Annotated in this window: 15 protein-coding genes and 3 tRNA genes; 8 read left to right on the top strand and 10 right to left on the bottom strand. The window is 55.0% G+C overall.

The annotated features are described in order from the left end of the window. Positions 1-99: 99 nt before the first annotated feature. The 10 genes from ABD720_RS14080 to ABD720_RS14125 all read right to left on the bottom strand — a co-directional run bounded on the left by ABD720_RS14080 (position 100) and on the right by ABD720_RS14125 (position 13,266). A complete protein-coding gene (locus tag ABD720_RS14080) occupies positions 100-2,049 on the bottom strand; it encodes a SurA N-terminal domain-containing protein (RefSeq protein ID WP_344763991.1) in 1,950 nt (649 codons plus the stop codon). A gap of 89 nt (positions 2,050-2,138) precedes the next feature. Next, positions 2,139-2,215 (bottom strand) — tRNA-Asp (locus ABD720_RS14085). 49 nt (positions 2,216-2,264) lie between these two features. Continuing rightward, positions 2,265-2,340 (bottom strand) — tRNA-Val (locus tag ABD720_RS14090). A 253-nt stretch (positions 2,341-2,593) separates the two neighbouring features. Further along, positions 2,594-5,005, bottom strand: a complete 2,412-nt coding sequence (gene lon / locus ABD720_RS14095) for an endopeptidase La (protein ID WP_344763993.1) — start codon at positions 5,003-5,005, stop codon at positions 2,594-2,596. A gap of 248 nt (positions 5,006-5,253) precedes the next feature. Beyond that, positions 5,254-6,522 (bottom strand): ATP-dependent Clp protease ATP-binding subunit ClpX, encoded by a 1,269-nt coding sequence (clpX, locus tag ABD720_RS14100; protein WP_344763994.1) that lies wholly within the window; start codon positions 6,520-6,522, stop codon positions 5,254-5,256. Positions 6,523-6,704: 182 nt separating this feature from the next. Then, positions 6,705-7,331: an ATP-dependent Clp endopeptidase proteolytic subunit ClpP gene (gene clpP, locus ABD720_RS14105; RefSeq protein WP_344763995.1), complete on the bottom strand. Its 627-nt coding sequence runs from the start codon at positions 7,329-7,331 to the stop codon at positions 6,705-6,707. 30 nt (positions 7,332-7,361) lie between these two features. Continuing rightward, positions 7,362-8,714 carry a trigger factor gene (tig, locus tag ABD720_RS14110; protein ID WP_344763996.1) on the bottom strand — a complete coding sequence of 451 codons (1,353 nt, stop codon included), beginning with the start codon at positions 8,712-8,714 and terminating at the stop codon, positions 7,362-7,364. A 32-nt stretch (positions 8,715-8,746) separates the two neighbouring features. After that, positions 8,747-8,833: transfer RNA gene (locus ABD720_RS14115), tRNA-Leu, on the bottom strand. A 174-nt stretch (positions 8,834-9,007) separates the two neighbouring features. After that, the gene (locus ABD720_RS14120; protein WP_344763998.1) at positions 9,008-12,097 is read right to left on the bottom strand and encodes an efflux RND transporter permease subunit; all 3,090 of its coding nucleotides are present in this window, start codon (positions 12,095-12,097) and stop codon (positions 9,008-9,010) included. Beyond that, positions 12,094-13,266 carry an efflux RND transporter periplasmic adaptor subunit gene (locus ABD720_RS14125; RefSeq protein WP_344763999.1) on the bottom strand — a complete coding sequence of 391 codons (1,173 nt, stop codon included), beginning with the start codon at positions 13,264-13,266 and terminating at the stop codon, positions 12,094-12,096. Before ABD720_RS14125 ends, ABD720_RS14120 begins: the two co-directional genes overlap by 4 nt. Positions 13,267-13,489: 223 nt before the next feature. Between ABD720_RS14125 and hpnC the strand changes: the two genes are divergently transcribed. From hpnC to ABD720_RS14165, 8 genes are all read left to right on the top strand, one after another. Further along, positions 13,490-14,320, top strand: a complete 831-nt coding sequence (gene hpnC, locus ABD720_RS14130) for a squalene synthase HpnC (protein WP_344764000.1) — start codon at positions 13,490-13,492, stop codon at positions 14,318-14,320. A 166-nt stretch (positions 14,321-14,486) separates the two neighbouring features. Continuing rightward, positions 14,487-15,320, top strand: a complete 834-nt coding sequence (hpnD, locus tag ABD720_RS14135) for a presqualene diphosphate synthase HpnD (protein ID WP_344764001.1) — start codon at positions 14,487-14,489, stop codon at positions 15,318-15,320. A gap of 9 nt (positions 15,321-15,329) precedes the next feature. Beyond that, positions 15,330-16,649 carry a hydroxysqualene dehydroxylase HpnE gene (gene hpnE / locus ABD720_RS14140; protein ID WP_344764003.1) on the top strand — a complete coding sequence of 440 codons (1,320 nt, stop codon included), beginning with the start codon at positions 15,330-15,332 and terminating at the stop codon, positions 16,647-16,649. A gap of 650 nt (positions 16,650-17,299) precedes the next feature. After that, positions 17,300-18,574, top strand: a complete 1,275-nt coding sequence (locus ABD720_RS14145) for a glycosyltransferase family 2 protein (protein ID WP_425547981.1) — start codon at positions 17,300-17,302, stop codon at positions 18,572-18,574. After that, a complete protein-coding gene (locus ABD720_RS14150) occupies positions 18,574-19,611 on the top strand; it encodes a bactofilin family protein (protein ID WP_344764004.1) in 1,038 nt (345 codons plus the stop codon). Before ABD720_RS14145 ends, ABD720_RS14150 begins: the two co-directional genes overlap by 1 nt. Continuing rightward, positions 19,599-20,594, top strand: a complete 996-nt coding sequence (locus ABD720_RS14155; RefSeq protein WP_344764006.1) for a hypothetical protein — start codon at positions 19,599-19,601, stop codon at positions 20,592-20,594. The genes ABD720_RS14150 and ABD720_RS14155 overlap by 13 nt, the downstream gene beginning before the upstream one ends. A gap of 444 nt (positions 20,595-21,038) precedes the next feature. Then, positions 21,039-22,355, top strand: a complete 1,317-nt coding sequence (wecB, locus tag ABD720_RS14160) for a non-hydrolyzing UDP-N-acetylglucosamine 2-epimerase (RefSeq protein ID WP_344764008.1) — start codon at positions 21,039-21,041, stop codon at positions 22,353-22,355. Then, entirely contained in the window at positions 22,345-23,178 is an 834-nt protein-coding gene (locus tag ABD720_RS14165; protein ID WP_344764010.1) for a YaiO family outer membrane beta-barrel protein, read from the top strand. Before wecB ends, ABD720_RS14165 begins: the two co-directional genes overlap by 11 nt.

A 23,178-nucleotide genomic window follows, 5' to 3' on the forward strand; every position in this document is an offset into this window, starting at 1 on the left:
GTCAAAGCAAAGCCAGTACGCTATGTCGTTCGCGTCTTGAAGAAGGCGCTTATCTGAACGGCATTACCGCTCGGAGCGGCTTTTTTAATGGGGAACGAATTATTTCGCTGCGGTGTCTGTCGGCGCCAGATCATCGGCGGCGGTGCGGGCTTTGACCACCGGCTTCAGTATCTTCACTTTGGCTTTTTGCTTCAACACATCGATGTAGGCAAGCATTTCCTGTTGTGCCAGCGCATTGGCAATCTGGTCTTGCTCGGCCTTGCGACGCGCAGGATCGGTTTTGTCAGACTGCGCCACTTTGCTGATGCGGTAGATTGCATAACCCTGGTTGCCCAGGTCGGCACTGGCAATTGCCGGAAGCTTGCGGATATCTGCCTTCATCACGTTCTCGAAGCCGTTGCGATTGATCCCATCATTCTTGGTCCGCGACACCACTTTGGCAGCACCAAAACCAGCGACATCGTCAGCAGCTTTCAATGCCACCAGTTTCGCTTCGCCAGCTTTCTTTGCCAGCAAGGCAGATTCTTCGGCGATCACGCGTTCGCGCACAATGGATTCGACGTCGGCAAATGGCCGCTTGGCCACCGGTTTGTATTCCAGGATACGACCTGCAATCAAGGTGCTCGGTGCAACTTCGACGGCTTCGGTATTGCGCTTGTTTTTCAGTGCATCATCGGCGAACAGCGCCTTCAGAAATTTCGCATTGTTATACCGTGCATCGGGTGGTGCCAGCGGATTTGGCAGACGGGTCAAATTCGACACGGTTTCAATTTTCAGTTTGAGCTTGTCGGCGACTGGCTTGAGGCTATCTGCTTGCTCGTAGACCGTGTTCGTAAAGAGCTCGGCGACTTCCGAGTATTGCTTCGCGGCTTTCTGCTTCTTGATGTCGGCAACAATTTCCGGTTTGACTTCATCCAGCGTCTTGATGGTCTCCGGCTTGATCGCGGTGACTTCAATGATATGGAAACCAAAGTCGGTTTCAATCAGATCACTAATCTCGTTGGCCTTGAGTTTGAACACGGCATCCTCGAAAGGCTTGGTCATCATTCCCTTGCCAAAGAAATCGAGGTCGCCGCCTTTATCTGCGGTCCCGGTATCGTCCGAGCTGGCTTTGGCGATCTTTGCAAAATCTGCTGGTGTCTTGCGCACTTGCGACAGCAACTGGTCGGCCTTTACCTTGGCTGCTGCTTTGTCGGCTGCCGAGGCGTCTTTTTTCAGGCTCACCAGTATGTGACGGGCACGGCGCTGTTCTTCGATACCGAAGCGCTTCTTGTTTTGCTCGTAAAAGTCAGCCGCTTCTTTGTCGGTCACGACAATTTGTGCCGCCAGCAAATCGCTGTTGAGAACGACATATTCGGCTTTGGCCTGCTCGGGAACTTCAAACTGGCGTGAATTCTTGTCGTAGTAGGCTTTCAACATGTCTGCTGTCGGCTTGACCTGCGCAGCGTAGTCGGCCGGTTTGAACAGCAACTCCTGCACCGTACGTTCCTGCTCGTTGATGTCGGACAGGCGCGTGGCTACAGTTTTCGGCGCGAAAGCGGTGGACTGGACTGCGGCGTTCAACTGCTGGACGGCCATGTCTTGCCGTAACCGTTGTTCGTACATGGCAGGTGTCATGCCCTGGATCGCCAGCAATGAACGATAGCGTTCGCCGTCAAATTTGCCATCGGGACCAACGAGGCCTTCGATACTGGTAATGCTTTTCTGTAACGCGGCGTCTGCAACGCTCAGGTTCTTGCGCGCCGCTTCAACCGACAAGGCGCGCTGTGCAATCAGGTTATCCAGAATGCCCTGACGGGCGTCAGGCGTATCAAACATTTTCGGATCGAACTGGGCACCGAACATTTGCTTGAAGCGCTCCATTTGTTCGCGCTGTGCGGCTTCGTATTCTGGCTGGGTGATGGCCTGGCCACCAACTTTGGCGACCACGTTTTCAGCATCGCCAAAACTTTTATAACTGCCCAGACCAACCAGTGCAAACGACGGGACAATGATCAACAGCAGCAAAAACTGCATGAGGCGCTTATGAGTACGAACGAATTCAAACATGGTCAACCATTCAGAGACAAGTTGCGACTAATTCTATCGCAGGACACATATGAAAAAAGGCGAACTCGCGTTCGCCTTTTTGGATGTTTTGGCGGAGTGGACGGGACTCGAACCCGCGACCCCCGGCGTGACAGGCCGGTATTCTAACCAGCTGAACTACCACTCCTGATTACTGTGCTGCTTACCACGTGCTTCAAATACTGCCGATGGCTGCCTGGTGGGTGCTGAGAGGCTCGAACTCCCGACCTACGCCTTGTAAGGGCGCCGCTCTACCAACTGAGCTAAGCACCCAAATGAAGTTCGCTTAGCAAACCAACCGCATTTTTTGGCGTTTGTCACCACGCCAAGACTCGACATTTTAGCGTATCACTGACCGCTTTGCCAACCATAAATGTCGCGAATTTTCGATGGACGACATGAATCAGCAGATTCGCTACATTCAGGACAATCAAATTGCACACAATTTAATTTGCAGTATGACGTTGCATAAAAAAACGCTCTTTCGAGCGCTTTTTTTGTAGAGCTATTTGCAGCTGAACCAACGTCAGTGCGTCAGGATGGAAGGATCAACCGGATCCTTCTTTTGTGCAGCAACGGCGCTCAGCGCAGCTTCTTCATCGGTCAGCGGCACGGGCATTCTTTCCAGTGCGATTTCAAGTGCTTTATCGATCCAGCGCACCGGAACGATTTCGAGCTTGTTTTTCACATTGTCCGGAATCTCCGCCAGATCTTTCACATTCTGCTCGGGAATCATGACTATCTTGATACCGCCGCGATGCGCCGCCAACAGCTTTTCTTTCAAGCCGCCGATCGGCAACACTTCGCCGCGCAACGTGATCTCGCCCGTCATCGCCACGTCTGCCCGCACCGGAATTCCGGTGAACGAGGACACCATCGCAATCGTCATCGCCACACCGGCCGACGGACCATCTTTTGGTGTCGCGCCTTCGGGCACGTGAATATGGATATCGTTCTTCTCGAAGGCATCGAGCTTGATACCGAGGTTCTTGGCACGGCTGCGTACCACCGTGCGCGCCGCCTCGATCGATTCCTTCATCACATCGCCCAGCGTACCGGTACGAATGATCTGCCCTTTGCCCGCCATCGTGACGGCCTCGATGGTGAGCAAATCACCACCGACTTCGGTCCAGGCAAGACCGACTACCTGACCGATCTGGTTTTCCTTTTCTGCGACGCCGAAGTCGTAGCGGCGCACACCAAGGAACTTGTCGATGTTCTTGCCGGTGACGGCCACTTTCTTTTCCTGTTTCTTCAACAGGAGCATCTTGACGACCTTGCGGCAAATTTTCGAAATTTCACGCTCAAGCGCACGCACACCGGCTTCCCGGGTGTAGTAGCGAATGATGTCGCGAATCGCCGACTCGGCGATGCTGATCTCGCCTTCCAGCAAACCATTGTTCTTGATTTGCTTGGGCAACAGGTAGCGTTGCGCGATGCTGGTCTTTTCGTCTTCGGTATAACCGGACAGCCGAATCACTTCCATCCGGTCGAGCAGTGCCGGCGGAATGTTGTACGAATTCGACGTCGCCACGAACATCACGTCTGACAGGTCGAAATCGACTTCAACGTAGTGGTCGGAAAATGTGTGGTTCTGTTCCGGATCGAGCACTTCCAGCAACGCCGATGACGGATCACCGCGGAAATCCATGCCGAGCTTGTCGATTTCGTCGAGCAGGAACAGCGGATTACGGACACCGGTTTTCGCGAGGCTTTGCAAAATCTTGCCTGGCATCGAGCCGATGTACGTCCGGCGATGTCCGCGAATTTCTGCTTCATCCCGAACGCCACCCAATGCCATGCGAACGAACTTGCGATTCGTCGCGCGGGCAATGGACTGACCCAACGATGTCTTGCCTACGCCCGGAGGGCCGACGAAACACAGGATCGGCGCCTTCAGTTTATCGACCCGTTGTTGTACGGCGAGGTATTCCAGAATGCGTTCCTTGACCTTGTCGAGACCGAAGTGGTCGTCTTCGAGTACTTTTTCGGCATTGGTCAGGTCATTATTGACCTTGGATTTTTTCTTCCATGGCAGTCCGACCAGCGTATCGATGTAGTTGCGCACCACGGTCGCTTCGGCCGACATGGGTGACATCAGCTTGAGTTTCTTGAGTTCGCTTTGTGCCTTGGCCAATGCCTCTTTCGGCATTTTTGCAGCGACGATTTTCTTCTCGAGTTCTTCGAGATCGGCACCCTCTTCACCTTCGCCTAGTTCTTTCTGGATCGCCTTGACCTGCTCGTTCAGATAGTACTCACGCTGCGACTTTTCCATCTGGCGCTTGACGCGACCACGGATGCGCTTTTCGACCTGCAAGATGTCGAGCTCACCTTCGAGCTGGCCAAGCAAATGCTCATGGCGCTTCGCGACATTGAAAATTTCCAGGATGACCTGTTTCTGTTCCAGCTTCAGCGGCAGGTGCGCGGCAATGGTGTCTGCCAGTCGCCCGGCGTCGTCGATCCCTGCCAGCGATGTCAGAATTTCAGGTGGGATTTTTTTGTTCAGTTTGACGTACTGATCGAACTGTTGAACGATCGCACGGCGCATCGCTTCGACTTCGGACTCATCACCTGGCTCGGACTCGACAGGAGTCACGTCAGCAATGAAGTGGGAATCGAGTTCGCTGATGTGGTGTATGCGGGCGCGCTGCGCACCTTCGACCAGCACCTTGACGGTACCATCGGGCAGCTTCAGCATTTGCAGGATATTGGCAATGCAACCAATTTCATAAATATCATCGGCCGAGGGCTCATCTTTCGCAGCAGCTTTTTGTGCTGCAAGCATGATGCTCTTGCCTTGTTCCATCGCGGCTTCAAGCGCCTTGATGGATTTTGGCCGGCCAACAAAGAGCGGTATGACCATGTGCGGGAATACTACGACATCGCGCAACGGCAATAGCGGCAACTGAGTATGTTCAGTAAAAGTAGAAGTCGTCATGGCGAGCCTTATCAAAATCGTGTAATTGATGTTGGCGCGAGAACGGAAAACACAAGGCCGTTCCAGAACAAAAATCAGTGTCCAGGGAAAGACCGGGATGACTGCTTGCCTCGGCACAGTCTGCGAACAGGGTCGCCGACGGTGCCTCGGTGAGCATGAAACTGATCTGCGTCGGTTTCATATTACTTGGCGCGGCGTCAAAAGCAGATGGCAGAGCGGTATCACCATCTGCAATCAATCGATAAGATTTACTTAGCCCCGGAAACTTTCGGCTGCTCGTGATAAATCATCAATGGTTTGACGCCATGTGTGATGGTGTTTTCATCAATCACCACCTTGCAGACATTTTGCTGATTCGGCAGCTCGTACATCACGTCGAGCAGTGCATGCTCAAGAATCGAACGCAATCCGCGTGCTCCGGTCTTGCGTTGCAGGGCTTTGCGTGCGATCGCGTGTAGTGCTGCCGGACGCACTTCCAGTTCCGCGCCTTCCATTTGCAAGAGTCGCGCATATTGCTTGATCAAGGCGTTCTTCGGCTCCAGCAAGATCTGAATCATCGCGTCTTCGGTCAGCTCGCTCAGCGTCGCCACGACTGGCAGACGTCCCACCAACTCGGGAATCAAACCGAATTTGACCAGATCTTCCGGTTCGGTTTCGAGCAGCATGTCGCTGGCTGAACGCTCGCCCTGGCTTTTGACACTAGCCGAGAAACCAATCCCGCCCTTTTCGGAGCGATTGCTGATAATTTTCGCCAGACCATCGAATGCGCCACCGCAAATGAACATGATGTTGGTCGTATCGATCTGCACGAAATCCTGGTTCGGATGCTTGCGGCCGCCTTGTGGCGGGACCGATGCCATCGTGCCTTCGATCAGCTTCAGCAGCGCCTGCTGTACGCCTTCGCCAGAGACATCGCGCGTGATCGACGGATTGTCCGACTTCCGGGAAATCTTGTCGATTTCATCGATGTAGACGATGCCTTTTTGCGCCTTCTCGACATCGTAGTTGCAAGCCTGCAGCAGTTTCTGGATGATGTTTTCGACGTCTTCACCGACATACCCTGCTTCGGTCAATGTCGTCGCGTCCGCAATCACGAATGGCACATTCAACGTCCGCGCCAGTGTTTGTGCCAGCAGCGTTTTACCGGAGCCGGTAGGACCAACCAGCAAGATATTGCTCTTGGCTAGTTCGACATCATCTTTCTTGCCGAGATGGCGAAGACGTTTGTAATGATTGTAGACAGCCACGGACAGGATGCGCTTGGCGGTATCTTGTCCGATCACGTATTGCCCCAGCAACTCGCAAATCTCTTGCGGTGTAGGCAGCTCCGATTTCGGACCGGCAACCGATTCCACGGTCGACGCTTCGTCGCGAATGATGTCGTTGCACAGATCGATACACTCGTCGCAGATGAACACCGACGGACCGGCAATCAGCTTCTTGACTTCGTGCTGGCTCTTTCCGCAAAAGGAGCAATACAGCAATTTTTCGCTGGTAGAAGATTTTTTATCGGACATGGGGGATTGGTCTGGTGAAGTTTGTTTGATCTTACCCGCGAATTCAAAATCCGTCACGGCAGGTGGTAATAATTCCGTCGATCGGCATACATGCGTAGCGTCAAAACAAAACGCCCGAACGGGCTAACGTCCGGGCGCTTTTTGCTCCGACTTGGGCGTATCGCGTGCTGACTCGCTGAATGTTACTCGCGCGTGGTCAGTACCTTGTCGATCATGCCGTATTTTTCAGCTTCATCTGCCGACATGAAGTTGTCACGCTCGGTGTCCTTGCGGATTTCCTCGATAGTACGTCCGGTTTTTTCAGCAAGGATACCGTTCAGACGTTCACGCAAATACAGGATTTCTTTGGCCTGGATTTCAATATCGGTCGCCTGGCCCTGTGCACCACCGGAAGGCTGGTGAATCATGATGCGGGAATTCGGCAACGAAAAACGCTTTCCCTTGGCACCTGCTGCCAACAGGAACGCGCCCATCGACGCGGCCAGTCCGGTACATAGGGTTGACACGTTCGGCTTGATAAACTGCATGGTATCGAAAATTGCCATACCAGCCGATACCGAGCCGCCAGGAGAGTTGATATACAACGAAATATCCTTGTCCGGATTTTCGCTCTCCAGGAACAGCAGTTGCGCGACGATCACGTTGGCCACGCTATCGTTGACCGGGCCAACGAGAAAAATGACACGTTCTTTCAACAAGCGCGAATAAATGTCATATGCCCGCTCACCGCGCCCGCTTTGCTCAATCACCATCGGCACCATGCCAAGCATCTGGGTATCCAGAGCGGGGTTTCTCATCATCATTGTCATCTGCTTTCCTTTGGAGAGCACACAGCCGTTTTAAGCTTGTGCGTTGTTGCCCATCAATTCATCGAATGCAACGGATTTCTCCGTGACTTTCGATTTTCCCAAGACGTAATTGACGACGTTTTCTTCCAATACAAGGGCTTCAACTTCGGCCAGACGCTGACGGTCGCTAAAATAGTACTTCAGCACTTGTTGCGGGTCTTCGTAGCTCTGTGCGAAATCTTCGACTTGCGCTTTGACCTGCTCAGCGGTGGCTTGCAAGCTGTTGGTCTTGACGACTTCGGCGAGGATCAATCCAAGGCGAACGCGACGCTCGGCCTGGGCTGTGAACAGTTCCGGCGGGAACGGCATGCTTTTCACGTCCATGCCGCGCTGCTGCATATCCTGGCGGGTCATGTCGACCAGACGCTCGACATCTTGCTCGACCAACGCTTTTGGCACATCCAGTTCAGCCGACTTGATCAGCGCATCCATCACGCTGTCTTTGGTCTTGGCTTTGGTGCGGCCACCAACTTCACGTTCGAGATTGGTTTTGATATCGGCGCGCATCTTGGCCAGATCGCCATCTTCCACACCCAGCGTCATTGCGAATTCAGCGTCGACTTCAGGCATGTGCGCCCATTCGAGTTTTTTCAGCGTGATCGTGAATTCGGCGGTTTTTCCAGCGACATCCTTGCCGTGATAATCAGCAGGGAAAGCCAGCGGGAATGTCTTGGACTCACCGACTTTCAGGCCGGTGATGGCCGCTTCGAATTCCGGCAGCATGCGGTTTTCACCCAGCACGAATGCGTAGTCATCGGCTTTGCCACCCTGGAACTCGACGCCATCGATCGAGCCCGTGAAGTCCACAGTGACGCGGTTTTCTGGCTGTGCGGTCTGATCGGCACCGCCGTCGCCGTGCGCGCCCTGCTCGCCCTTGACGTGGAAGTGTGCGCGTTGTTTGCGCAGGATGGCGATGGTCTTGTCGATTTCAACGTCGGTCACTGCGGTGACGGTTTTTTCGACTTCAGCGGTAGCCAGATCGCCGATCTTTACTTCCGGATAGATTTCGAATGTGGCATCGAATGTCACGGAACCTTCAACGGCGCCTTCGCCATTGGCTTTTGGTTCGATACGCGGATAGCCGGCAACACGCAGATTGTTTTCGTTGGCAGCGTCATTGAATGCGCGGCCGACCTTGTCGTTCAGTACTTCGGTTTCCACCTGGTAGCCGTATTGGGCAGCGACCATCTTCATTGGCACCTTGCCAGGACGGAAGCCGGGAGCTTTTGCGGTTTTGGCACGCGCCTTCAGGCGTTTTTCTACTTCTGCCTGGACATCCGCCAATGGGACCGTAATGGTGATGCGGCGCTCAAGTTTTTCGAGGGTTTCGACAGCAGTTGCCATGTGAATCGTCCAAATAATAATAAAGAATTCTGTGGTGCGAGGAGGGGGACTCGAACCCCCACACCATTACTGGCGTCAGGACCTAAACCTGGTGCGTCTACCAATTTCGCCATCCTCGCGGGAATGTGCGCCTGCCAAAAGCAAAGGGCGACCCTCACATGAAAATCGGTCGCCCTGCACTGCCTTCGCCAGAGGCCGTTCAACTTCAACGCCCGATTTTACTGGATTTTTTTACACCTCGCCGTGATTTTTGGCCCATGTCGGCAGATGCGCACCAGTTCGTACGCGTCAAATCAACTCGGCACCGGTTTTTTTACTCTGAACCATGCAGCATAGAGCGCCGGCAGGAACAACAAGGTCAATGCCGTTGCCACGATCAGTCCGCCCATGATGGCCACGGCCATCGGACCCCAGAACACCGAGCGAGATAGCGGAATCATCGCCAGCACTGCAGCTGCCGCGGTCAGGATAATTGGTCTGCAACGTCGCACCGCCGACTCGACGATCGCATCCCATGGTGCCGAGCCTGCAGCGATGTCCTGCTCGATCTGATCGATCAGGATGACCGAGTTGCGGATAATCATGCCGAACAGTGCAATCACACCGAGCTGGGCAACAAAACCGAACGGACGGTGCAGCAGCAGCAGTGCCATCGCCGCGCCGGCCACACCCAACGGTCCGGTCAGAAATACCAGCAGTGAGCGCGAGAAACTGTGCAGCTGGAGCATCAGCAACGTGAAGATAATGAAGATCACCAGCGGCACGTTGGCTGCAATCGACTCCTGTGCCTTGCCACTGTCTGCTGCAGCGCCGGCCAATTCGATCTTGTAGCCCGCTGGCAGCGCGGCACGCAAGGCGTCGAGCTTCGGATTGATCTGACCCGACACGGTCGGCCCCTGAATGCCATCGCTGACATCGGATTGCACCGTGATCGCCCATTCCCGGCCTTCGCGCCAGATCACGCCCGGCTCCCAGACAAATTGGGCTTTGGCGAGTTGCGACAACGGTACCGATTTGCCACTGGCAGTCGGTATGTTGGCCTGATCCAGTGCCGAGATGGTCGAACGCTCATCCACGGGTTGGCGAATCGCGATGTCGATGAGGCGATTACCATCACGGAACTGGCCGATCGTGGAGCCGGTCAATATCGTATTGGCAGCCCGCATGACCGCCTGGGATGTCACGCCAACGGCACGCAATTTTTCCTGGTCGAGGTCAATACGCAAGACCTTCACCGACTCGTTCCAGTTATCGTTGACTCCGATCGCATTCGGATTGGTGCGCATGATTTCCTTCACTTGGTCAGCGATGGCACGCACCTTGGTGACTTCGGTCCCGGTGACCCGGAACTGCACCGGGTACGGTACCGGCGGACCGTTAGGCAACAACTTGACGCGACCACGCACCTCCGGGAAATCGCTCTTGAAAATCGCCACGATTTTGAGGCGCAACGCTTCCCGGGCTTTCAGGTCTTTGGCCAGCACGACGATTTGCGAGACGTTTGTTTGCGGGAAAATCTGATCCAGCGGCAAGTAGAAACGCGGACTTCCGGTGCCCACGTAGCTGGTCACGCTGTCGACGCCGTCCTGCTTCTGAATGAATGCCTCGAACTTTTTGGCCTGCGCTTCGGTCGCCTTGAACGCCGAGCCTTCGGGTAGCCACAGTTCGACCATCAGCTCCGGCCGACTGGAGTCCGGAAAGAACTGCTGCTCGATGAATTTGAATCCGAACACGCCTAGCCCGAACGCACCCAGCGTCAGCAGGATCGTGATCTTGCGCCATTCGACACACCAGTTGACGGTCTTGCGAAAGCGGTTGTAGAACGGCGAATTGAACAGTTCGTGATGGGCATCGGCACCCGTTGCAGGCTTGACCTTGAGCAGCACGTAACCAATGTACGGTGTAAATATGACCGCAACCAGCCATGAAATAATCAGCGCCAGCGCATTCACCGAAAACATCGAAAACGTATATTCACCTGCCGCAGATTTCGCGAGCCCGATCGGCAGGAAACCTGCTGCCGTAATCAATGTTCCGGTCAGCATCGGCATCGCCGTCGAGGTATAGGCGAAGGTGGCCGCGTCGAAGCGCGAGAAACCTTCTTCCATTTTTCGCACCATCATTTCAACGGCAATGATGGCGTCGTCGACCAGCAAACCCAGTGCGATGATCAGTGCACCCAGTGAAATCTTGTGCAGGTCGATATCCAGTATGCGCATGAACAGGAACGTGATTGCCAGTACCAGCGGAATGGTCAGGCCCACTACCAGGCCAGGGCGCATGTCGAGCCGGAACGGTTTGGTATGCAATCCGAGCGCAAGAAAGCTCACCGCCAGCACAATCAATACCGCCTCGACCAGCGTATGCAGGAATTCACTGACTGATGAAATGACGGCCTTCGGCTGATCGGCGACGCGCGACAGTTCCACGCCGACAGGCAATTTGGCCTTGACCGCTGCAAGGGTGGTGTCAAGACTCTTGCCCAGCTCAATGATGTTGCCGCCCTTCTCCATTGAGATGCCGAGCCCGATCACTTCCTTGCCGTTGTAACGCATCTTGTCCTGCGGCGGATCACGGTATTCACGGCGTACCGTGGCAAAGTCTCCGAGCTTGAACGTGGTGCCATTGGCGCGCAGGTCGAGATTTTCGAGATCCTTTACTGTCATCAGTGCGCCGGTCACACGAACCTGCAGGTTGTCGGTCGGAGTGACCAGGACACCTGTTCCCTCAACCGAGTTCTGTGCGGCCAGCTGGGCAATGACGCTGTCAAAGCTGATGCCCAACTGGGCGAACTTTTTCTGGGAAAACTCGATGTTGATGCGCTCATCCTGCACGCCAAACAGTTCAACTTTTGCGACCGATTTCACGCGCAACAATTGCTGTCGCACGAAGTCGGCATAGTCTTTCACTTCGGCATAGGTAAACCCTTCACCAGAGAGCGCAATGATCGACCCGTAAGTGTCACCGAACTCGTCATTGAAAAAAGGCCCATTGACGCCTGCCGGCAAAGTGGCACGGATGTCGCCGATTTTTTTTCGTACCTGGTACCAGGCGCCGGCGGTCTCTTTGGGTGGCGTGGATTCGCGCAGCTGCAGGATGATCAGTGTTTCGCCAGGCTTGGAATAGCTGCGAATCTTGTCAATGTACGGTGTTTCCTGCAGCTTTTTTTCCAGCTTGTCGGTGACTTGTTCCGCCATTTGCAAGGCAGTGGCACCTGGCCAGGCGGCGCGCACCACCATCGCCCTGAAAGTGAATGGCGGGTCTTCGTCCTGACCAAGACGGCCATAACTGAGCATGCCACCAATGAGCAGCACCGCCATCAGGTAACGCGTTAGCGGGATATGTTCCAGCGCCCAGCGTGACAGATTGAAACCGCCCTTCATTTTGCGGCTCCGGCGCCTGTCGTGCTGTTGGCCGGACTCGTGCTGGTGCCCGCTGCACCGCTATTGCCACGCAAGGCCGCATCACGTACTGCCAGATCATCATCAAGAATCGTGACCTTCTGGCCAGGCTTGAGCAAATTCGCACCGGCGATCACGATGGTCTGTCCGGCCGTCACTCCGCCCGCCAGCAAAATATCATTCCCGGACGGCATGGCGACCTGCACCGGTGCCAGTTTGACTGCGCCGTTGTCTATTACCCAGACGGCGCTTCCCGCTTGCTGCCTCACCAGTGCGGTCAGCGGCACGCGGATCATGGCATTCGGAATCGTGCTGGTGAACGCGACATAAGCCGTCATGCCGAGCTTGATATCGGCTGAATCCGTCGGCAAAGCAATCTTGGCAGTGAATGTACGCGAGACCGGATCGGCAACCGGCGACACTTCACGCAAGGTTCCTGCAATGACCTTGGTCGGGTCAGCCCACAGATGCACGCGGATGTCACTGACCTTGCGGAGTAACTCGACTTGCCCTTCCGGAATACCGATGACGACGTCCTTGTCACGACTTTGGGCCACCCGCACGACCGTGGTGCCCGACGCCACGACCTGGCCTGCTTCGGCATCGATGCTGGTGACGACACCGTCGACATCCGACACCAGCGTTGCATACCCGGTCTGATTCGATTGGTTGCGGGAAGCCGCCGTCGTCTGGTCGACGCCGGACTGGGCCGCCTGGTAAGCGGTTTGTTTGGCGTCGAGCACCGCTTGGCTGACGAAGTTTTTGGCGCGCAATTCTTCGTACCGCTGGAGTTCTGCCTTGGCCAGATCACGATTGCTCTGGGCCGTTTTCAGCGCAGCGCCAGCTTGAATTTGTGCCAGTTGCAGATCCTGCGGATCCAGCTGCATCAATACCTGACCACGCTTGACCAGCGAACTCACCTCGACCTTGCGCGAAATAATCTTGCCACCAACCCGGAAGCCCAGGCGTGATTCGATACGCGGGCGCACATCACCAGAGAACTCCGCCACGGTATTGACATTACCGGCACTGAGTGTGAGGGCACGTACCGGTCGGATGTCTTCCACTTTTTCAACCGGCTTGGAACATGCTGCCAGCAGGACAAGCGCGAGGGTCAACACGATAGAGGTTGAGACGGCAGATTTCAGCATTGCGGCAGAAGAACCAGAAGAAGCAGAATTCAAGCGGGAGGCCAAAGCGGTTTCCTTTACTATTCGGACAGAAAAAAAGGCAGACTAGGTGCCAACCCGGGACGCGCTACGCGCAAGCTGCGTCAGAGCGGCGCAAATTACTGACTTCCCGGTTATTAATTATAAAAGCACACCTCGAATTTTCATATGCATTTTTACCAAGCAACTTTGCGAGTAATGCCGGATGGCTGTCGATCACTACGAAAATTTCCCTGTCGCGTCAATACTGCTGCCGGCGCGCCTGCGCCCGCCCGTGGAGGCGATCTATGCATTTGCCCGCAGTGCCGACGACCTGGCCGATGAAGGCGATGCCGGCCCCGATGAGCGCCTGACTGCTCTCGCTGGCTACGAACAGGAACTCGATCTGATCGTAGCCGGTGGCGAATCCGACAACAGGATGTTTCGCAAACTGAAGGCGGTCGTCATCGACTGGCATTTGCCCGTCACGCCGTTACGCGACCTGCTCTCGGCGTTCAGGCAGGATGTGGTGACGACGCGCTATGCCGACTTCAGAACCTTGCTCGACTATTGCCGGCGCTCTGCCAATCCGGTCGGCACATTGATGTTGCATTTATACGGTGCAGCCGATGAACGCAATCTTGTGCAATCCGACGCCATCTGCTCGGCACTGCAATTGATCAACTTCTGGCAGGACGTCGCCGTGGACTGGAAAAAATCGCGCATTTACTTGCCGCTGGAAGACATGGCGCGCTTCGGCGTCGGCGAGATGCATCTGGACGCGCAACGCGTCGATACGGCGTGGCGTGAACTGATGGCCTTTGAAGTAACACGCGCCCGGGCCATGCTGCTGGCAGGCGCTCCGCTTGCCCTGCGGTTGCCGGGCCGGATAGGCTGGGAGTTACGGTTGATCGTTCAGGGTGGATTGCGGATTCTGGAGATGATCGAAGAGGTTGGCTACGACGTCTTCAGGCAGCGACCGCAGCTCGGCAAACTCGACTGGCTGCGACTGGTGTGGCGGGCATTACGCATGAAGTCGCACCCCAACGGGCCGTAGAAACCGGTCAAGTCGACCGGTTGGCATGCGCATCTGACGCACCACCCGGTCTTGCACGCTCGCAGTCATCAGCGTTTATCTATCGACTTGGCGTGTCGTAGTGATTGTCGGTATTGTCACACTCGGCTAGCATAGCGGCTTCGATTCTTGCCTGGCACCATTCTCCATGTCTCCTGACGATTACTGCCAACAGAAGGCTGCGCAAAGCGGCTCCAGTTTTTATTACAGCTTCCTGTTCCTTCCGCCAGAACGCCGGCGCGCCATCACGGCGCTATATGCGTTCTGCCGCGAAGTCGACGACACCGTCGATGAATGCACGGATATTGGCATCGCCAGGACCAAGCTGTCCTGGTGGCGCAGCGAGATCGGCGCAATGCTGGCAGGGACACCGACGCATCCGGTGACGCTGGCATTGCAACCGCACATGGTGCCGTACAAGCTCGATGGCCAGCATTTACTGGCAATTATCGACGGCATGGAAATGGACCTCGATCAAACCCGCTATCTCGATTACATCGGCCTGCAGCGGTATTGCTGGCATGTGGCAGGGGTCGTCGGCATTCTGTCGGCCAGTATTTTTGGTTATCAGGACAAGCAGACGCTGGCCTACGCAGAGAAGCTGGGACTGGCCTTCCAGTTGACCAATATCATCCGCGACGTCGGTGAAGATGCGCGGATCGGCAGGATCTATTTACCCGTCAATGAGCTGCAGCAATTTGGCGTGACTGCAGCCGATCTGCTCAATGCCAGGCACAACGACAAATTTGAAAACCTGATGCGATTTCAGGTGCGTCGCGCACAGGATGCCTATGAGGAAGCTTTCGCTTCTCTGCCGCAGGTGGACCGTCGCGCCCAGCGCCCTGGCCTGATCATGGCGGCCATTTACCGTGCCCTGCTGACCGAGATCGAACGGGACGGTTTTCATGTACTGAGCCAGCGCATCTCGCTCACGCCAATCCGCAAGCTCTGGCTGGCGTGGCGCACCTACATCCGCGGCTGAGACATACCGATGGCCATCCACACTGCAGTCATCGGCTCGGGCTGGGCTGGCTGCGCCGCTGCAGTAACGCTGGCTGCTGGCGGACAGCAAGTCACACTGATAGACGCCGCACGGACTCCGGGCGGACGCGCCCGACAAGTGATGATCCATGACCAGGCGCTGGACAATGGCCAGCACATTTTGCTTGGCGCCTATCGGGAGTCGCTGCGCCTGATGCAAGTGGTCGGCATCGACCTTGCCTCGTCGCTGCTGCGAATGCCGCTACAGATGCGCTACCCGCCTGGTTGCGGAATGGACTTCGTCGCACCTCGACTTCCGGCTCCCTTGCATCTGATCGTGGCATTGTGGCGCGCCACCGGCCTGATCCGTGCGGACAAACTGGCGTTGATGCGATTCACTTCGGCGGCACGATGGATGGATTGGCAACTCGATACGGACTGCAGTGTGACCGAGTTGCTTGAGCGTTTCGAGCAGACCGAGCGATTGGTCCAATTAATGTGGCGACCGCTATGCATTGCCGCACTCAACACGCCACCTGAACGGGCGTCGGCACAAGTATTCCTGAATGTCCTGAAAGACAGTCTGGGCGCACGTCGCGCGGCCTCGGACATGCTATTGCCACGCTGCGATCTGAGTACGCTATTTCCGAAGCAGGCCGCACAGTTTGTCTTGCGACACGACGGCAAGGTAATGATGGGCGTGAGGGCGCATGCGATTGGCAAATGCAATGATGGCTGGAAGATCAGCTTCGCGTCCGACCAGCACGACGACGCAAAATTTGATCACGTGGTCATCGCCACCGACATCGATGCAGCTCGCGCGCTAATGAAACCCCACACAGACGTCACGGCGCTAAGCAACTTTACCCACGAACCCATCACCACTTGTTATCTGCAATATCCACCCGACTGCCAGCTGGACTTGCCGTTCTATGCGCTCGTTGATGACCCAAGCGTGCAGCATTGGGGGCAGTTCGTATTTGATCGCGGACAACTCAATGCTGACCAGGCCGGTCTGCTGGCGGTCGTTATCAGTGCGTCCAGCCTCGCCATCGAAACAGGTCACGCCGAGCTGACAACCGCACTGGCAACACAACTGGCCGACGTGCTGAAACGTCCCGATCTGGCAACTCCGCTCTGGACCAAAGTCATTACCGAAAAACGTGCAACTTTCAGCTGCACTCCCGGCTTGCCACGCCCCTCCATCCTCACCGCACTGCAGGGTGTCATCCTCGCCGGTGACTACACCGCAAGCCCGTATCCCGCCACGCTGGAGTCAGCGGTTCGCAGCGGCATCGCAGCGGCCAGGCTGCTGCTCGAACTGCACTAGCCAGACCACCGCTTTCGGCATTGCCCAGTGCTCCGGCACCCGAAATGCCATCGCAGCACTCTCCACACCTGCTCCAACAGCAATTCAACGCGCCAACTTTGCTGCGGATTTCTCGCGCGCGATTCTAGCTGGATTCGCAAGGAATTAGGTCGTACACAACTTGCTTAAGTTTCAACTTCACTTGTTTCTTGTCAAGGAATTTAGCCGCACGCCGAATACACTTTTCCCAAGTTTTGGCCATGCATCAAAGCAGATGCGTAGCGGTCACGACTTACTTTTCATAGAAAACAAAATTGGGATAAGTGATAAAAATGCGTCTTTGCTCGAAACGACCTATTGCCTTTTTCACAAAGGCATTGCATTGGCTAGTGCTGATGCTCGGCATCCTGCTGTACCACCCTGCGCAAGCACAAACACACGTCCAACCTTCACGTGCGATGACGCAATCGCATACGATCCCTAATGAAGACACCACATCCGGCAAACAATTCATTGCCGTCGCGGATAACTCCGGCACGTCCGGCAATCCCGGCAATTTCAGTCGGGCCAAACCCCTCGACCTGAATCGCTCGCAAAGCGGCAATTCAACATTGGACGTCATCGATAACCTTCCACCCAGAACGATCGGTGTGAGTGACGTCATGCCTGTCATGAACGATCGGCCGTTGGTGTCAATGATGGCAGTAGTCCTGTTCGTGATCGTCGTCATCATGATGATTTACGGTGTGCGGCATTTTGCTTTCACGATCAGTCGGCTGTTCGGCAGGCAACGCCATCCGTACATCGATATCGAGGATGCCAACTGGCCCATGATTACCGTGTTCATCGCCGCACACAACGAAGAGAAAGTCATCGCCGGCTGCATTGAGGCACTGCTTGATACCAACTACCCGAAAAATCGACTAAAAATAGTTCCGGTCAACGACCGCTCTCTTGATCGCACCAGGGAAATCATCGACGACTATGTCGCCCGCTTTCCCGGACGCATCACGCCGTTTCACAGACTCACCGGCAAAGGGGGGAAATCTGCCGCACTGAAAGACGCCCTTCCCTATATCGAAGGCGATATCGTCATCATCTTCGATGCCGATTATGTTCCGGGTCGCGGCTTGCTCAAGCAACTGGTAGCGCCATTTTTTGACCCCGAGGTTGGCGCCGTGATGGGTCGTGTCGTGCCCATGAATACCGGTGCAAACCTGCTCACCCGCATGCTAGATCTCGAACGATCGGGCGGATATCAGGTCGACCAGCAAGCGCGAATGAACCTGAAACTGCTACCCCAGTACGGCGGCACGGTAGGCGGAGTGCGTTGCTCCGCTGTCAATGCAGTCGGTGGCTGGCACGACGACATCCTTGCCGAAGATACGGACATTACCTACCGGCTCATGCTCAATGGCTGGAAAACGGTCTACACCAATCGCTCCGAATGTTACGAAGAAGTTCCTGAAGACTGGGCAATTCGCATCAAGCAGGTAAAGCGTTGGTCCAAGGGACATAACCAGGTCATGGTGCGTTACTGGTTCCAGTTCCTGACCAGTCCCTATCTCAGTTTGCGTGAGCGTATCGACGGCATGTTGCTACTGCTCGTATTCATTGTTCCGCTGCTGCTGCTGACAGGGTGGTTCATCGTACTCGCGCTGTACTTTGCCAATGCGGGCTCCCTGCTCAATCGACTGATCCCTGCATTTGCGTTGATGGCGTTCAGTACGATGGGAAACTTCGCAGCATTCTTCGAAATTGCCATTGCAGTCCTGCTCGACGGCAACCGCAAACGCATTCGATTGCTACCCTTCAATCTGCTGTGTTTCTTCATCAGTCTGCTTGCCATTTCACACGCCTCCTGGAGTTTGTTTGTCGACTGGATATTCAAACGAGAAATGGTGTGGGACAAAACCGTACGCTATCGCCAACCGCCGGTGCCATGATGATGAATCCCACCCTCACACTGGTTCTGTTCTGCCTGCTGTGCCTTGCGATACTGTCATTGCCGTTCATACCGGCTGTCAACGAATGGCGCTCGCCTGCGGACTGCTCGCCATTGCCGATTGCAAGGCAATATGCCAATGAAATCGATTTTTTTTCGCGCAAGTTTCGCAACGATGTGGTTGCGCATATAGCACTTGACCAGGCTTCACCGACAAAGTTCGACTATGTCCCGGAATCCGCGGATCAAATGAACTGGCTGGACGGCTTGCATCCGATTATTGGACGGCAGCCCATCAGATCGGGATCCTCGATTCGATGCAACCGCCCACTCTATGTAGACGGGGACCTGGAATGCGGTCGCGACAGCAGCTTCGTAGCCATGCTGTGCGGCGGCGGAATTCAGCTCGGGCCATACAGCGAGGTGCTTGAATGGGCACATGCTGACGGCCTCATACAACTTGATACCGCCTGCGTGGCCTTGCGTCGACTTTCATCCAATATTGCTGTTGAACTCGCGGCGCAATGCTGTTTTGAAAGAATTAGTGCCCCCGTGATCCGCTTTGGACACCGAGGAAATGATGTTCCGGCGCCCGAAGCATTCGGCTATTTCCCCGCCGACCTGGGCACCTTGCCTGGTGCAATTCGGCGCACTGATTCACTGACATTAATCAAGGGTGACTGCACGTTACCTGCAGGGCACATCTACAAAGGCTCACTCGTGGTCACGGGTCGGTTAATCATCGGAAACCACACAACAGTCATAGGGGACATCAAAGTGAGAGAAGGCATCATCGTCGGGAACGCTGCCCGCATCATCGGTTCGCTGATTTGCGAAGAGCGCATCTATCTGCTGGATCACACAGAGGTGGCCGGACCGCTCATCTCTGAAACTGACATTGTCCTCGGCGCAGGGGCAGTCATTGGTCGCATCGACGCTCCGACGACCATCAGTGCAGAAAACATCATTGCAAAATCAGGAGCCGTCTCTCACGGCTCCATCTGGGCCAGAAATGTGGGGTTCGTTTGGGCATCCTGAATCGACCTCTACTTACGGCAATTGCAGCAATCGTAGCGGGCCTGCTATTGGCAGCCCCTGTACAGGCAGCACCAATGCCGAAGCTCGATCCGAAAGGATTTGTCGACGAATCCGGTGCCATCACGATCCTGGAAACCGGCAATATCATTGATCCCTACTTCACGCTTCAAGCGCTGTTGCTTGCGCGTGAGAATGGGTTGGATATTTCACCTCATGCCGAAAAATGGGCTGAATGGCTCATCGCCAGACAGCGGCCGGATGGCAGTTTTGATCGTTTTTGTCGTACTGGCCCGGTCTGGCTAGGATGCAAGTCGGCCGATGCCGATGACGCCTTGCTGGCGATCTGGATGAAGTTTCTGCGCACGATGCCAAAACAACTGAAAGAAAAGCCGAGCTGGCGCAAAAGCTACGACGCCTCTTCAAAAGCGCTTGGCCAACTCTACGACCCCCAACGCGGTGTCTATCTTGTTTCACCCGTCTTCCAGCACGGGCTCTTCATGGACAATCTGGAAGTCTGGTCGTACAAGACCATACGCGGTGGCGTACCGCAAAATATCGAAGCACGTGAATTTGCGAGAGCAATCCGCACCACATTCTGGGATGCAAAAGGACAGCGTTTTCTGGTGTCGACACAGCCTGAACAAAAATCGTTAAGCCATACCTTTTACCCCGAACACGTTGCACAAATTTTCCCGCTGCTGTTCGATTTCCCGCTGCTACCAACAGATGCATCCACCTACTATCGGCAGTGGATGAAAGACCACCGGGCAACCTGGCTACACCAGGTCAAATCCGACTATGCCTGGGGTTTGCTGGCGTTTCTGGCCTGGAAGCAGCGTGACAATGAATCTGCACAGTGCTGGTTGCGTGAAGCGCTTCCATACCAGCAGACGGGTCACTGGACGTTCACAGATGAAGTCGTCGCGCAGCTTTTGCAGGCCAAAGGAGTTATACCTGCAGCAGCAAAGGCCGCCTGTTCGTAACAAATCGTCGTACCAATAACAGGATCAGGCAATCGTGCAAATTCCGTCACTGGAGAACACGATTGCCGACATCTCGCTAAGAGCGGAATCAAACCTCCGCTACGTTGTCGGCCGATTTCTCTCAAAAAATCTCAATGAATCTATGTAGTGAATTACGTCTTTCATGTGTGTGAAGCTGCTTATTTTTACGACCCAGCGCGCCATTCCTGTTGGCAAGAATTTGGGATTTTTGACGTGCTCGTCCAGCATGACCATTTACGCTGAAAAACTGTTCCTGACTGAGTGCCGCAAAACTCCGCAAAGTTCAATTTATGTTGCCTGCAAATTCGATGTTAGCGCACAACGAACACCAATAAATAGCCGATCTGATATGCCCTGTACAGGCCAAGGAAAATGAGCGAATGACATTTGTCAAACAGGCCAAAAATCCCCGATGCTATAAAAGTGACGGCATTCAACAAAGCGAATTTGCGATCGAATGCTGCACCGGAAATCACGCTATTGCTCATCGAGCCCACAGGTTCCAGGCGTGATATCACCACCGACAACCTATCACCAGATTTCACTCAACACATGCGCAAACAGACCTTTCTCACATGTCTTGGCACCCGTCCCGAGATTATCAAAATGGCTCCGGTCTACAAAGCCCTGCAAGCACAAGGAAACCGCGTGCAAATCATCCATACCGGCCAACACGAGGCCGTCGCACACGAGCTCTATCGTTTCTTCGAGATGCCGCCCGACCTCGTAATCGACCTGCAACGAAAATCATCCACACTGGCGCATCTAACGTCGGCACTCACTGACGGTCTGGAAGCTGCCATGCGCACATTGCAGCCAGATGTCGTCATGGTCCAGGGCGATACGACATCGGCGTTCATTGGTGCCTTGATCGGTTACTACGACGACATACCGGTTGCCCACATTGAGGCAGGATTGCGGACCCATGAGCGGGACCCTTTTCCTGAAGAAAAAAACCGTGAAATGATCGGCCGACTAGCCCGCTGGCACTTCCCTCCCACCGACCAGGCACGCCGCAATCTGCTAGCCGAAAACATCCCCCCCGATCAGATTCATCAGGTCGGCAATACCGTCATTGATGCAGCGCTCTGGACACGTGACCGTTTGCACAAAACCTTTGGCCAGGACAACCCGGCACTTCCCTCAGTTGCGCAGGTCTTCCTAAAAAAACATGCTGATGATCGCTTGATCCTGATCACCGCCCATCGCAGAGAAAACTGGGGTCAGCCTATTCGGCAGATTGCCCAGGCCGCCGCGGCAATCCTGACAGACCATCCCGATACTGTAGTCATCTGGCCAGTGCATCCCAATCCGGCAGTACGTCTGGACGTAGAAAATGAAATTGCAAAATTACCGCAGTCAGTGCAGCGGCGTTTTTGCCTGACAGCTCCGCTGGAGTATCCCGCTTTGATTGATTTGCTGGTGCGCTGTCATTTCACCTTGACCGATTCGGGCGGGATTCAGGAAGAAGCGTCAGCCTTCGCAAAGCCGGTGCTTGTTGCACGCAATAGCACCGAGCGCCAGGAACTGGTGGACGTGGGTGGCGCTCGTCTGGTTGGTACCGATATCGACCAGATCCGTTTTCATGCGGGCCTTCTTCTCAGCAACGCCGACATCTACCGCCAGATGCAAGTCACGCAAAGCCCTTTTGGAGACGGACTGTCCGCTCAACGCATTGCCGCCATTCTCTCATCCAGCAACGCATTAACCACCCACGACGGAGCTTCGCTTGCCAACTAGCCGCCCCCCCTCTTTCCAGATGATAGGCTTGCTGCTCAGCGCGGTAACGATCCTGGTCGCTCCCGCCCACGCAGAGACGAACCAGACCGCGCCACCGGATATCCTGTTACGAACGCCAGTACGCAATGTTGAAGTAACGACTGGAACACAGCAACTTACGGGAGGCTATTCCGCCTGGCGCAACTTGACTGTGCGAGGTGTTCTCGAAAAAGACAATCAGGTTTTTCAGGGTGAAATTTCGTCCAAGCGCGAATACGATACCTCCGGCGTTTTCTTTGGTCTGACCGATACCGTTACTATTAATGATGATTGGTTCACCAGCGCCTCGATCGGTGCTGGCGATGGGGCCTTTTATCTGCCTCGAATACGCCTCGATGGTTTTCTCTACAAAAAGTGGCTACCCAAGAAGAATTTTATTACCTCCATCGGACTCGGCTACTACAACGCGCCCGACGGCCATGTCGATCGCAGCCTCAGTCTGGGCGGTGCTTATTATTTCGCACAACCGCTGGTAGTCGAGGCAGGTGTGCGATTCAATCGCAGCAGCCCTGGCAGCGTGTACACCCGCCAACAATACATCGCCACGAACTATAGTCCGGACAATCGCAATACATGGTCGGGCCGGGTAGCTTGGGGTAGCGAAGGCTACCTGCCACTAGCGGCGAACACCAATCTGGTTGACTTCAACAGTCAGGAAGCCAGTTTATCCTGGCGGCATCGACTCGATAGACACTGGGGCATCAGTATCAGCGTTAACCATTATCGCAACCCGACCTATGAGCGCAGCGGCGCTGATATCGGTTTCTCTCGCCAGTTCGACTGA

Origin of the sequence: Actimicrobium antarcticum (genome assembly GCF_039536745.1) — a bacterium.
GTDB classification, from domain to species: Bacteria; Pseudomonadota; Gammaproteobacteria; order Burkholderiales; family Burkholderiaceae_D; genus Actimicrobium; species Actimicrobium antarcticum.